Source organism: Pseudomonas helleri, from assembly GCF_001043025.1.
In the GTDB taxonomy this organism is placed as follows: domain Bacteria; phylum Pseudomonadota; class Gammaproteobacteria; order Pseudomonadales; family Pseudomonadaceae; genus Aquipseudomonas; species Aquipseudomonas helleri.
Map to the genome: position 1 here is coordinate 143,618 of NZ_JYLD01000013.1, position 13,025 is coordinate 156,642.

The 13,025-nt window shown below is 56.0% G+C and carries 10 protein-coding genes and 1 pseudogene; 4 read left to right on the top strand and 7 right to left on the bottom strand.

From position 1 onward, the window contains the following. Positions 1-2 precede the first annotated feature (2 nt). The gene (locus tag TU84_RS19975) at positions 3-797 is read left to right on the top strand and encodes an SDR family NAD(P)-dependent oxidoreductase (protein ID WP_048372136.1); all 795 of its coding nucleotides are present in this window, start codon (positions 3-5) and stop codon (positions 795-797) included. 86 nt (positions 798-883) lie between these two features. Here the strand turns inward: TU84_RS19975 and TU84_RS19980 are convergent, their stop codons facing one another. The 4 genes from TU84_RS19980 to TU84_RS19995 form a co-directional block, all read right to left on the bottom strand. Next, positions 884-1,753 carry an isocitrate lyase/PEP mutase family protein gene (locus tag TU84_RS19980; protein ID WP_048372137.1) on the bottom strand — a complete coding sequence of 290 codons (870 nt, stop codon included), beginning with the start codon at positions 1,751-1,753 and terminating at the stop codon, positions 884-886. A 313-nt stretch (positions 1,754-2,066) separates the two neighbouring features. Then, positions 2,067-4,424 (bottom strand): TonB-dependent siderophore receptor, encoded by a 2,358-nt coding sequence (locus tag TU84_RS19985; protein WP_053225277.1) that lies wholly within the window; start codon positions 4,422-4,424, stop codon positions 2,067-2,069. Between the two features lie 76 nt (positions 4,425-4,500). After that, entirely contained in the window at positions 4,501-5,340 is an 840-nt protein-coding gene (locus TU84_RS19990; RefSeq protein ID WP_048372139.1) for a FecR family protein, read from the bottom strand. Next, entirely contained in the window at positions 5,337-5,861 is a 525-nt protein-coding gene (locus TU84_RS19995; RefSeq protein WP_048372141.1) for an RNA polymerase sigma factor, read from the bottom strand. Before TU84_RS19995 ends, TU84_RS19990 begins: the two co-directional genes overlap by 4 nt. A 208-nt stretch (positions 5,862-6,069) precedes the next feature. Between TU84_RS19995 and TU84_RS20000 the strand changes: the two genes are divergently transcribed. After that, positions 6,070-6,843: an ABC transporter ATP-binding protein gene (locus tag TU84_RS20000; protein WP_048372143.1), complete on the top strand. Its 774-nt coding sequence runs from the start codon at positions 6,070-6,072 to the stop codon at positions 6,841-6,843. A 7-nt stretch (positions 6,844-6,850) separates the two neighbouring features. Here the strand turns inward: TU84_RS20000 and TU84_RS20005 are convergent, their stop codons facing one another. Continuing rightward, entirely contained in the window at positions 6,851-7,807 is a 957-nt protein-coding gene (locus TU84_RS20005) for a DMT family transporter (RefSeq protein WP_053225278.1), read from the bottom strand. Between the two features lie 95 nt (positions 7,808-7,902). Here TU84_RS20005 and TU84_RS20010 point away from each other — a divergent pair, with 95 nt between their 5' ends. Then, positions 7,903-8,841: a LysR substrate-binding domain-containing protein gene (locus tag TU84_RS20010; RefSeq protein ID WP_153326383.1), complete on the top strand. Its 939-nt coding sequence runs from the start codon at positions 7,903-7,905 to the stop codon at positions 8,839-8,841. Positions 8,842-8,895: 54 nt separating this feature from the next. Here the strand turns inward: TU84_RS20010 and mdlC are convergent, their stop codons facing one another. Further along, entirely contained in the window at positions 8,896-10,527 is a 1,632-nt protein-coding gene (gene mdlC, locus TU84_RS20015; RefSeq protein WP_048372145.1) for a benzoylformate decarboxylase, read from the bottom strand. Between the two features lie 1,750 nt (positions 10,528-12,277). Between mdlC and TU84_RS26680 the strand changes: the two are divergent. Then, positions 12,278-12,766, top strand: a pseudogene (locus TU84_RS26680) (ABC-three component system protein); the annotation flags it as partial. Positions 12,767-12,917: 151 nt separating this feature from the next. On the opposite strand, the gene TU84_RS26135 reads toward TU84_RS26680, so the two are convergent. Next, the coding region (locus TU84_RS26135; RefSeq protein WP_138762977.1) for an IS3 family transposase at positions 12,918-13,025 on the bottom strand (108 nt) is incomplete at its 5' end.

The following is a 13,025-nucleotide window of genomic DNA, read 5'->3' on the forward strand; positions in this document are numbered from 1 at the left end:
TGATGAACATCCAATTCAATGACAAACGCGCACTGGTAACGGCTTCCACCGGGGGTATCGGCTTTGCCATCGCCCAGGGCCTGGCAGAGGCGGGCGCGCAGATCGTTCTCAATGGTCGCAGTACGGAGTCTGTGGCTGAAGCCGTCGCCAGGTTGACGAAAGCGGTGCCGGGCACGTCGGTGCAAGGTATTGCTGCTGACTTGAGCACCGCCGAGGGTGTTGCGGCGCTGGTTCGCGAGGCGGGTGAGATCGATATTCTGGTGAACAATGCCGGTATCTATGGGCCTCAGGACTTTTACGAAACCGATGACGAGGTTTGGGACAGCTATTGGCAAACCAATGTGATGTCCGGGGTTCGCTTGAGCCGGGCGTTGCTGCCGGCCATGGTCAATAAAGGTTGGGGGCGAGTGGTGTTTATGTCGTCGGAGTCGGCACGCAATATTCCGGCTGACATGATTCATTACGGCGTGTCCAAGACAGCACTATTGGCGTTGGCGCGAGGGTTGGCCAAGCGGGTTGCAGGTAGCGGGGTGACGGTTAACAGCGTACTGCCGGGACCGACCTTGTCCGAAGGGGTTGCAAACATGCTGAAAGACGAGGTTGAGCGTACGGGTAAAACCCTGGAGTCAGTGGCGACTGCATTTGTTTTACACAATCGGCCCAGCTCGATCATTCAGCGCGCAGCAACGGTTGAGGAAGTCGCCAACATGGTCGTCTACGTGTGTTCACCTCAAGCGTCGGCGACGACAGGGGCGGCACTGCGGGTAGACGGCGGTGTGGTAGATGACATCGTCTGACCTAACGCTCTCCATGCGGTCGTTGTCCAACCACAGGTCTATCAAGGTGGTGAGATAACGGCCGTGTTATCCAACCGGGGGGTGAATCACTCTTTTACGTCCATGAACTCTTTGGCCCAGGCCACGTAGTCTTCCGGCTGGGTGTAGGTATGGGTCAGTTCGGTCGCGCTGAGGTTATTGGTGCTGTTTGTCAGGTGACGCTGGGCACGCAGGCTGTCGTAGGTGGCCTTGATCGACGCAAAGTAGGCGGCGTGACCGGCGACGACAATGCGGACACCCAAGCTGGCCAGACGCTGGCTGTCATTGAGTTTCGGGTTGCCATAAGTCACCAGCATCAACGGCACTGTGAGCTTCTCGCTGATTTGCTCAAGCTGTGCAAAGTCGTCGATCCCCACGATGCAAATACCGTCTGCACCGGCCTTTTCGTAAGCCTGGGTGCGTTTGATCACGTCTTCGGTAGACAGCACGCCTGCGTTGGTCCGCGCGATGATCGAGAGTGCCGGGTCTACACGGGCTTCCAGGGCGGCCTTGATTTTGCCGATGCCTTCATCGATAGAAATCAGGTCGGTGGATTTGCGGCCAAATTGTGCGGGCAGCAAAGTGTCTTCAATGGTCAGTGCGGCAACACCGGCACGCTCGAGTTCTTCGACGGTGCGCATCACGTTGAGGGCATTGCCATAGCCGTGGTCAGCATCGGCAATGAAAGGCAACTGAGCGACGCGGCCGATACGGGTGGCCTGCTCGACGAATTCACTCAAGGTGATCAGGGCAAAATCAGGGGCTGCCAGAACTTGCAGCGACGCCACCGAGCCACCGAGGATACCGACCTCAAAACCCAGGTCAGCGGCGATACGTGCGGACATCGGGTCAAAAACCGAAGCCGTTTCGAAACACGCAGGGGTGGCAAGCAATTGGCGGAAGTTATTGCGCAGGGCGGTGTGGGACTTTTTGGGCATGATCTTTCCTGTTTCTGGCCATCATCGAATTACGATCTATGCCTGTTCATGGTTCAGCGAGACTACCACGCAGCAAAACACAGGTTTATGACGTTTCAGAATGGGCTATGCCGCAACTGCATACCTTAAGTGTGGCGAGATGCCTTTATGAAGAAAGTTTCATCAATCGGAGGCTCCATTGAGGCTGAAGCGTTTCTGCCCTTCGCGATTGCTGTGGGCACGGACGTCGCCTCGCAAAGCTCGACAACTGCTACGGGAATGGGGGGCGGGCAAATCAAAAGCGCCCTCTCCCGAAGGAGAGGGTAGCCGTTAATCAGAACTGATAGTTCAGCCCCAACGTCAACGAACGTTGCGGTGCAGGTTGGCGGCCCCACGGGCTGGTGTCGATGCCACGGAAGTAATACTCGCGGTTGAACAGGTTGCTGATGCCCGCAGAGGCGGTCAGTACGCTGTGGTCTTGCAACTTGAACTGGCGCTCGATGGAGGTATTCCACAGCCAGTAGGCGGGCAGCCGACCGACCGAGGCAATGGCATCTTCGTCTACGCTGTTGGCGGCGTCGGTGTAGGCGCTGCTCACGTACAGGCCATCGAGGCTGTAGCTCCAGTGTTCGGCAAAACGGTAATGACCATCGACGCTGAACTGGTTGCGCGAGGCGAAGGGCACGTCATTGCCTTTGTAGATACCGTTACGCTGCTTGGCATCGAGGTAGGCATAACTGGCGTGCAAGTCAAGGGCGGGCAGGGCTTGCGGGGTCCAGAAGATTTCACTTTCGATGCCCTGGTGACGGGTGCTGCCCAGGTTGACGAAGCGGTCGGTGGTGCCGTTGTAGACGATCTGATCCTCAAAATCGATGCGGTACAGGCCCATATCGACGCGCAGGCCGTCCCAAGGTGTATAGCGCACGCCCGTTTCGTAGTTCCATGCCAGTTCAGCGCCGACTTGGCCTTCCTTGACGATCTGCGTGACTTGCGGCGGACGCAGGGATTTCTGCGCGTTGGCGTATACGTACCAGTCGTCACTGGCCTGGAAGCCGACGGTCAGGCCCGGCAACCACTCCCGGGAGGTGTTTTCGTTGGTAAAGCCGGTGATGCCGTCGTCGTAGTCCATGCGCGCATTTTCATAACGCGCGCCGGGGGTAATGGTCAGGCGGTTGTCGAACAGGCCGATGGCGTTGCTGATGTAGAACGCCTTGGCCGAGTCATTGAACTGCCAGTCACGGAACGGCGTGGTTTTGCCCGTAGCAACGCTTTGGCGGTCGACCTTGTAGTCGATGTCTTCCTTGACGTAGCGGGCACCCAGCAGCCAGGTCTGGCTGACCTGGTCGCCGTCGATGTTCATGCTCAGGCGCGGCTCGCTGCCCCAGACCTTGAAGTCTCGCGGGCCATCCTGCTTGGTGACGGCGGTGCCATCCGGGGTGAAAGGCAGGCCCACGACAAAGTTGCGGTAGCTCTTATGGGCGAAGTTGGTCCAACTGAACTGCACCGAGTCGAACGGGCCAATAGCGCCCAATTGTTGGGTGTAGGTGCCCCAGACGCGGTCGGTATTGCCTTCGAAGTTGTCCAGCGGGCGGGTCGACTGGCGCGGGTTGTCTTTGTAGTCGCGCACGCTGAGAGCGCCAGGCAGGTCCATGTCGGCGCGGTAGTGCTGAATGCCGAAGCTCAGGTCACGGTCATCGTCGATGTTCCATTGGCCACGCAGGCGGTAGTTCTGGATATCCGTGTCGGAGTGTTCACGACCGGTTTCACCGTTGATGCTGTTGAGGTCCAGTTGCAGGCCGAAATTGTCGGTCAGGTAACCGCCGGTGCCCACGTAGGTGTCCCACAGCTGGCGGCCACCGGGGTTGAAGGTGGTGCGCTCTTGAACGGTGTTTTGCCACTCGTGGGGGATGGGTTTGCTGATGAAGTTGATCACCCCGCCGACGTTGTTCGGGCCGTATTGCACCGCCGCGCCGCCGCGCACCACGTCGATGCGATCAACCGTCGCCATGGTCACCGGGAACAATGACAGCCCGGTCTGGCCATAGGGTGCCAGTGCCAGCGGAATCCCGTCAGACAAAGCCTGAACCCGGCCGCTGCGGCTTTCATAGAGGCCGCGCACGGCGATTTGTGGCAGTGCGCCGGTGCCGGTTTCGTCAAACACCTTGACCCCCGGCACACGTTGCAAGGCTTCATCGACCCCGCGCACGCTGGCTTTTTGCAGTTGCTCGTTGCCAATCACCGTACGGCTGCCCGCGTAGGTGCGAACTTCCGGGTCGGTGGCGCTACCCAATACATCACCTTTGATCACCATGGTGCCCAAAGCTACCGGCTCAGCAGGCGGTGGCGGGGTGAGGGTATTGGCCTGGGTGTCTTGCGCGACGATAAAAAACGTCTGGTCGTCGCGCTTTTGCACGTTAAGGCCATGTTTATCGAGTAGTCGGTGCAGGGCTTCTTCAGCGGTATAGCGACCTTTGAGCGCCGGGGTGGTGCTGTTGCCGACCACGTCGCTGGCGAAAATGATTTGCACGCGGGACTGTTGGGCCAGCGTATTCAGCGCTTGCTCCAGGTTGCTGCTCGGCAAGTCGACGTCGAACGTATCGTTGCCCTGGGCATTGGCCGAGAGGGCGAACAGAAGGCTGGTGGCGAGTACAGACAGCGACAGATACTGACGCGCCGGCAAGCGTTGTTTCATGGACGGGGCTCCTGAGAACGTTAGGGTTAGTTCTATTGCCGTCACCCGCACGGCAAAACCCTACCTCGTCACTGAATTATTTTTTTGCAGGCTTGTGGGTGATGTGCAACGTACCGTCCGCATCCCGCGCCATCGTCAGGGGCAAGATATGCGGGAACAGGTCGAGCAGGTCTTCAACGTTGTCGGTATTGAATATGCCGCTGATGGGCAATTGCGCCAGGGCTGGATCTTCGAGGCGGATCGGCGCCTGACGATAACGCTGGATCTGCGCAATGGCCTGTGCCAGCGGGGTGCGCGAGAACACCAGCTTGCGTTCTTGCCAGGCCAGCACGCCGGGCAGGTCTGCGTTTCGGGTTGGCTGTAGCTGACCGTCAAGGACCGCCAACTGCTGCCCCGGAATCAGCCGCTGTTGCTGTGCCGGATCGGTAATTGACTGCACGTTGACGCTGCCGCGCACCAATGCCACGTGCACGGCATTCGCTTCGCGGGCCACATTGAACAGGGTGCCCAACACGGTCACGCGTGCAGCACCGGCATCCACCTGGAACGGGCGCCACAGCGTTTTGCTGACATCGAACAAGGCCTGTCCGCTGTTGAGTGCCACGCGACGCGAACGCAAGTGCCAACTGACTTCAACCTGGGTGCCGCTGTCGAGCACCACCCGGCTGCCGTCTGCCAGATCGAGCACGCGCCGCTCGCCCAGTGCACTGCTGTACTGTTCGATGCGATAGCTGGGGTCTGTCCAGAACAGACCTGCACCCACCAGCGCCACCAGGGCCCCAACCACCAGCGGCGTGCGCGGTTTGCGCGGCTTGGGGGTGGGCATCGGAAAACGCTTGCGCAGCTCTTCGCGATGGCGGGCCAGGGTTTGGTCTTCGGCGGACAGCGGTTGCTCGGGTGAAGAGGGCGTGTTCATAAAGGGCCGGGCGGACGATCCAGGTGTGCGCGGCAGGCAGCAATGCCCAGACGCAGGTGTTTTTCAACGGTTTTTAGTGAAATGCCCATACGTGCGGCCACTTCAGCCTGGGGCAACTCGTGAATCTTGTGCATGACAAAGACCATCTGGCAACGCTCCGGCAATTGGCTGATGGCCTGGGTGAGCAATTCCAGCTCCCGAGCCGACTCATACTGGCGCGTTGGTGACGGCGCCGGGCAGACAGCATCCGGCGGTTCGGGCATCTCAATGAGCCAGGCCTGGCTGCGTCGCTCACTGCGGTAGCGGTTGACCGCTTGATCGTGGGAGATCTTGCGCAACAACGCCAACGGCGTGTGGACGTTATCCTTTTCGCGTTTTTCAAGCAATTGCACGCAGACGTCATGGACCACTTCGCGGGCAAAACCGCGATCGCCAAAACGCCGACGCACATGATCTACCAGCTCGTCGTAGTGACGCACCAGTGTACTGAGCAGTGAGGGTTTGACGGGGTCGAAGGGCATGATCGGCCTGAGCGGGTGCAGAGCGGCAGCAAATATAAATGAGAAATGTTTCCATTCATAGTGAAGATTGCCACAGCGTGCTTGCGCTCATGGGAGGAGGATTTACCAGCCGCAAAAGGGTTTCAAAACCCAAGAATGCGTCGTACAGTCTCGCGCGGCAAAACGCTAGTCGCTACGGCACGCACCCACGGTCAACCAAGGCATAACCATGATCGATTTGAACCAGGTCAGCGCTTTTCAACAGCAAACACAGGTCTTCGACCGCGTCTCGCTGCACATTGGCTACAACGAACGCGTGGCCATCCTTGGCCCTAACGGCGCCGGCAAAAGCACCCTGTTAAAGCTCATCAACCGCGAGATCTACCCGGTTGAGCGTGAAGGCAGCTACCTGAAGCTGTTCGGCGATGAAACCGTGAACCTGTGGGCCCTGCGCAGCAAGATCGGCTTTGTGTCCCAGGACATGCAAGAGGATTACACCCCGTACACCTCGGCGCTGGATGTGGTGGTGTCCGGCTTCTTTGGCGCCATGGGCGCCCACGCTCACTTGCAGCCCAATGAAGAACAAATCACTTTGGCCCGCAACCTGATGCAGCAATTGGGCAGTGATATTGAAGAGCAGCGTATGTTCCAGCGCCTGTCCACCGGGCAAAAGCGCCGCTTGCTGCTGGCCCGCGCCCTGGTTCACCACCCGCAAGCACTGATTCTTGACGAACCCACCAGCGGCCTGGACATGGGCGCCAGCCTTGGTTTGCTGTCGCTGATGCGTAATTTCTGTGGCGAAGATCGCGCCATGATCATCACGACTCACCACATCGACGAGATCATTCCGGAAATCGACCGGGTGATTCTTATCAGCCAGGGCAAACTGATTGCCGACGGGCCCAAGCGCGAGATCCTCACCAGCGAGAAGCTTTCAGCGCTGTATCAAACTGAACTGCAAGTTTCGGAAAACAACGGCTGGTATCGCTGCTGGCACGCGTAACAGCGCTTTAGCCCTGACAGGCCGGGCTTGGCAGCTTAACGCCCGGCAACCGATGACGCCTCGCCGCCCAGACCACGCCGCCCACCAACAAAGCAATCGACACCAACTCGATGAGGCTGGGCAGGCGTTGGGCGTAAAAGAAGCCATAAATACAGGCGAACAGCGTTTCAAAGACAATCAATTGCGCGCTGAGCGACGCTGCCATGCGCCTTGAGCAGGCATTCCATAACCCATTGGCAATCCACGAGCCGCAGAACGCCAGGAACAGGCACACCCACAAAAAGTCCATCCAGCGGCTGCTGTCGATGTTGGCAGGCATGAGGTTGGGGAACAGCCACCAGGCCACCAAGCCAAACACCACGGCGACGGTCCCGGTAGCGATGCCCAGCAGGGTAGACCATTCGCTGCTGTTGAATGCGCTGTGCTTGAGGTAACGGGCATTGTGGGTGGCGTACCACGACCAACTGATCACACCGCAGAACCCGCAAGCGATGCCCAGCAGTTGCGTGGTCAACTCAGTGCCCGATGAATGGGCAGCGGTATGTTCCAGGCTGATCGATACGATTCCGAGGAATACCATCAATAAAGGCAGCTTGAGTTTGCTGATCGGCAACGAGCCCGCATCGGCGCGGCCTAAAAACGTGATGGCCACCGGCATGATGCCGTTGATCAACGAGGCCGTCGTGACCCCGCTGAGCTGCACAGAGGCCCCCAGCAGCGCATAGTTCAGCACGTTACCGGTGAGCGACAGACGCAACAGCATGCCGACATCGGCGCGGCTGATTTTAGCCAGCAGGCGTGCTGCCATGGGCAGTGCAACGGCCAGGGAAATCAGGCCATACATCGCAAAGCGGACGCTGCTGATCAGTACCGCATTAAATTCCGGCAGCAAGGAGGGCCCAAGAATAACTCCGCCCCAAATGGCTCCGGCCAGCAACGCAAACACAATCCCGCTTTTCATCACGCCCACTCAACTAATGACTTTGGCGAGATTCTATCGGTAGCAATTCAACGTCACCTGCGATAAAAAATCAGTCACCCATTCCGCTGCGGAATATCTTGCTGTTTGTCGCCACAAGGAGCTGCATCATCAACCGTTACCTGCGTGCCTTGCCGCCTTTGGAAACCCTGATCACCTTTGAAGCAGTCGGCCGCCACTCAAGCTTTACTGGCGCTTCCAGGGAGTTGTTCCTGACCCAAAGCGCCGTGAGCAAACAAATGCGTCAGCTGGAAGACTGCATCGGCGTGCCGCTGTTCGAAAGAAAACCGCGCGGCGTCATGCTCACGCCTGCCGCGCAGGAACTGCTGATAACGGTCAATACACTCCTGACCACGCTGCACCAGAGCGTGACGCGGATCCGCAATGTGCATCAACCCAACACCGTCTCAATTTTGGCGACCCACGCTCTGGCGCAGTTTTGGCTGTTCCCCAAACTGATCGAATTCAACAAGGCCTATCCCGACATCGCCGTGCACGTGCACGCAATGAATGAATTCGATGAAGCCAGCCTCAAGGACTACGACCTGGGCATCCTCTACGGCCAAGGCGAGTGGGGTGCTTTAAATTGCGACTTTCTGATTCCTGAAATCGTCTTTCCGGTTGTCCATGCAGCCCTGGACGTCACGGATATACAAACCCTGGAACAACTGGCCAGCGCCAATCTGGTGCAGATCGACACCTCGGCCTGGCATTGCCTGGACTGGGAGCAGTGGTTTGAGCATTTCGGCATCGACTACCTCGCCCCGGAAAAAGCCCCGGTGTTCAACCAACTGACCTTGGCTTTTCGCGCGGTGCAACAAGGCATGGGCATTGGCCTGGCGTGGACCTTTATGGGCGACGAAGCCTTCGCCAAAGGCGAGTTGCAGCGCGTCACCGGGTTTGAATGCGTGACAGGGCGCGCCGAGTACCTGGTGTCGGTCAAGCATCGGCCGTTGTCGCCCTGTGCGGTGATTTTTCGCGAGTGGGTATTGGGTGTTGGGGGGCGCACGCCCAGGTAGGAATGGGTCCGAGCGCCCAAGGTTAAGCGCTCGGATGTAGCGAGACAAAATAGGTCAGAGCAGTGGCGGTATGGTCGCTTGCACGGGCACTTCCAGTACCGTTGGCACGTTACGGGTGAAGGCTTCGCGGCAGGCCTTGCGGATCTCATCGAGGGTAGTGGCGCGTACCCCATGGGCGCCATAGCCCTGTGCCAGAGCGACAAAATCCAGACCTGGCAAATCCAGCCCCGGCACGTTCGGCGTTTGTTCCAGCACGGCAAAGGACTTCAAAATCCCGTATTGCCCGTTGCGAGGCACGACAAAGAGAATCGGTAATTCGTGCTGCACCGCCGTCCATAAGCCTTGTATGGAGTATTGGAACGAGCCATCGCCGATGATCGCCAGCACGGGGCGATTGCGCCCACTGTCACGCTCAGCCAACGCAATACCGATACTGGCCGGAAGGTTCCAGCCCAGGCTGCCACTGGCAAAGGTATAAAACGAGTCGGGCTGATCCACAGGCCATGCGCTATGAAGCTCTGCGAGGTTAGAAGGCGACTCTTCAATCAGAACCGTATTGGCGGGCGTTGCAGCGCGCAGGGCCTGGAACACACTGAGTGATGACAACAACCCATCGATGCTTTCTGCGTGCTTGGCTGCCGGGTGCGGAGCCAAGCCATGTGCCTGGCGCTTGACCGCAGCACTGCCGACGGGGCGCGGCTTGACTTGAGCAATCAAGGCATCCAGCGACAGGACCGCATCCCCCAGCACACTGTCGCCGACCGGTGCACGAGCCGCCTCACTGGGGTCGTCAGTGATGTGCAAAAGGCGTAAGCCCTCAGGCAAGTAGTCGCCGGCAACATAGGGATAATAGCGAAACACCGGGGCGCCAATGACGATAGCCAGATCATGGCCCGCAAGCTTCTGCGATAAAGGTGCAATGGCAAAAGGCAAGCCGCCAGCATACAGCGGATGGCTTTCCGGGAAAGGAGGGCGCTCAGAGGCAGGCGCGGCGTACACCGTGGCTTGCAACTGCTCAGCCAGGGCAATGGCTTGCGGCCAGCCCTGGCCACGGGCGATGGCCGCACCATAAATCAGCGCCGGATTAGTAGCGTTGGATAACGCCTGAGCAAACGCGCTGAGCACCTCAGGGTCTGGAGCAATACGCGTGGCCACCGAGCGCACAAGGGCAGGGCCTCTGGCAGGCTTGTCCCAATCATCCAGTGGAATCGACAAAAACACCGGACCGGCAGGCGGTTGCACGGCGATGGCGTAAGCGCGCATAAACGCGGCCGGGACATCTTCAGCGCAAACCGGCTCATAACTCCACTTCACCCAAGGCTTGGGCAAAAGAGCCGGCTCAATATTGGTCAGCCACGGCTCCATCAGCAACATGTCCCGGGTTTGGTTACCCGCGGTAATGATCAACGGCGTTCTGTTCTGAAACGCGGTCAAAATATTGCTCATGGCGTTGCTCAGCCCGGCACTGGTATGCACGTTAACGATCGCCGGTCGCCGATTGGCCTGCGCAAAACCATCCGCCGCGCCAACCGCAGAAGACTCATGCAGGGTTTGGATATAGCGAAAATCGGCCGGGAAATCCTTGAGAAAGGTCTCCTCAGTCGAGCCAGGATTGCCAAACATCGTGGTAAGCCCCAGCTCTCGTAGCAACTGATACGTCACATCGCGGACGGTTTTGCCTGTCATGGAAACTCCGATCAATTCAAATTGATGACATTGCGAAATAGCTGATGGGCAGGGTAGTTATTTCGCGCGTGTTCACCACAAGCCAGCGCTGGAACTGCGCGGTGATCAGATCGGAGGGTAGGCGAAGAGGGGGGTGGTGGGGGTGAGGGCGACGAGTGGTTTGGGTGGGATAAATTGAAGGTTTGAGTGTGTGAAATTGTCACAGCTTGATGAGGTGAGAAGTGATCCGTGCGTTAGGGACGCATAATTGACTCTAGCCAAAACGTTATCAAAAAGCCATCATGCAGTATTTTCATCATCAGTGAAGCACACGGAATGTCACACGCCTTTAGTCATGGAATGATTAGACTTTACAAACATTACAGTGATGAGTGCGGAGCCAGAGAGAAAGGAATTCGTGAAGATTGCGAAATCACTTCGCTCATCGTGAATCCTCCTGATTGCATCCCATCACGAGCCATTGGTGAAATCTGGAGATTACGTATGGAACCAAAAATGGCTCAGGATCCCCCTCTGTTTCCATCAGAACATGTGGAACACACTAAAATACATTTTTGGTCAAGTAGGAATATTGAGCTGGGTGCGCTGGGTTAGTCTTTGAAAGTTGAAGATTTTTTTGATTCAGCTTAATTAATTTTTATAGGATTTAGCTGTGGTTGCTCCAGTAAAAAAAATCTATGACGAGGTCAGCGAGTTTTACTTTGATTTTTCCGTTTTGGAAAACAAAAAGCTAGATGTATGTTTAATACAAGCGCCTGCGCCTGATTTTGAGCTAGTTGAAAATGACAAGTCACGACAAACAACAGTAAAAGTTGTTAGCCAGTTGCTAGCAGAAAATGAACGACATGGGCAGCCAGTACTTAAAGAAATCTTACCAAGAAGCAAGATGACATTAATACTCCTGCCTGAGTTCGCATTTGGCTATGTGGATTGGGATGAGCTGGATACTGCTATAAGAGAAAGTCGTACACCTATTATGTTAATAGCTGGGTTTGGAGCTACTGCGGGCGCTCTACTTACAGATTGGGTGAAAAAGGATGGCGAAACGAAGAGGCATTGGGCTTGGTCTGAGGATATTAGTAACATAAAAGTGGTCAATGGGGCATGGTGCTGGATTCACCAACCGAACATTCGTACTGATTGCATCGTGTGGATGAAAAATATTGCTGAACAGAGAGTAGAGGCCGTTAATATACCAAACATGCAATTTGGCAAGGAAGTCTTGCATATAAAATTTAACGACCTAAGCCTTTTGCCAGTTATTTGTGCAGATCTATTGAACTCTGTAAGTGTGCCTGGGTCAACACAGGAAAAACTTCGCAAGGCGATAGATCTTGATCAGCGTCCGACAGTTCCAGTTTTGATAACAGGCTCGTTATGGCAAACCGGCTATAACAGAAACTGGGAAAACGCCGTAGGAAATATACTTCAGCATGTTGTAACAGAAAGACCTTCAGCACTTGCTCTTTGCAATATCGCTCATGACATCCCTCTCCAGGTAGAAGAGGCCGATAAATGGAGAAGCATGAGTGGTGTTTTTACAAAATTTCAAGATCTTCCTAAAAGCCAGAAACATTTGCCAGCAGGAAGAGCGCTGGATACATCCAGTATTTCTGGTGTGGTAATACGCGATTCTAAACCTTGTATCGTTGGTGGAAAGTTGGGTTGGAGGCCGTTTAATCCTGTGGAGGGGCAGTTTCTTTGGCACTCTGACATGCTCTGTCATATCGATAGCCAAGGGATTGATCTGATGAACTATGCGAAGAATACAATCATCAGGTGTGAAGTTGGTAGGAATTTAAGAAGGTTGCCTAATCAAAAAAATTGGGATCCCTGCGTAAATATTGGCTTAAAATCGCTTAGGACAAGGGCTGAAGGTTTTTCAGAGCGCACTTTAAAAAGATTAGTTTCTCATATTTTAAGTGGTCTACAGCGAAAATTTTTAGCTGAGCCTGATGATCTTCATGAGAATGAAAGCTATCGTGATGGTATATACGCAATAGCGGCTTTGAAATCACTTGAAAATGCCGAGTGGTTGACTGAGGACAATCAGGATGGTCACTTAGTGTCTTCAGGCGCTGTTAATCTCCTTGTGTGGAGCGAGCGCGAGCGCGGTCATAGATTTGTGAGGAGTCAAGTTGAAAAATGGCTTCAAGAACCTGAGTGGCATCCCAAACTTATTGTGTTTGGGCGCGGCGGCGGAGGTGAAGGGGAGATTCATGTTTCATCTCGGACAGACATCAGTACTCCTTCGGGTGCAATTACTGGGTTAGATGATGATTTTATGGGGGCGGGCGGCAGCATAACTGAGTCAAAAATTATTAGACGCGCGGCTATTTACAGTATTGATAAGGTTTCGGCAATGTATATGGTGAATCGCCCCGGGTTTCCTAGACACTCTCCAGGCTCGCTGCGTAACGCTTTTCAAACTCTACCGGTGACAGCTGATTGTTGAAACTGTGGCGTCGTTTTGGGTTGTAAAACATCTCGATGTAATC

Bases quoted from the DNA above. Each gene is read 5' to 3' on its own strand.
- TU84_RS19990 (WP_048372139.1), bottom strand. From the start codon at position 5,340: ATGAACACGCCCTCTTCACCCGAGCAACCGCTGTCCGCCGAAGACCAA.
- TU84_RS19995 (WP_048372141.1), bottom strand. From the start codon at position 5,861: ATGCCCTTCGACCCCGTCAAACCCTCACTGCTCAGTACACTGGTGCGT.
- mdlC (WP_048372145.1), bottom strand. From the start codon at position 10,527: ATGACAGGCAAAACCGTCCGCGATGTGACGTATCAGTTGCTACGAGAG.
- TU84_RS20000 (WP_048372143.1), top strand. From the start codon at position 6,070: ATGATCGATTTGAACCAGGTCAGCGCTTTTCAACAGCAAACACAGGTC.
- TU84_RS19985 (WP_053225277.1), bottom strand. From the start codon at position 4,424: ATGAAACAACGCTTGCCGGCGCGTCAGTATCTGTCGCTGTCTGTACTC.
- TU84_RS19975 (WP_048372136.1), top strand. From the start codon at position 3: ATGAACATCCAATTCAATGACAAACGCGCACTGGTAACGGCTTCCACC.
- TU84_RS19980 (WP_048372137.1), bottom strand. From the start codon at position 1,753: ATGCCCAAAAAGTCCCACACCGCCCTGCGCAATAACTTCCGCCAATTG.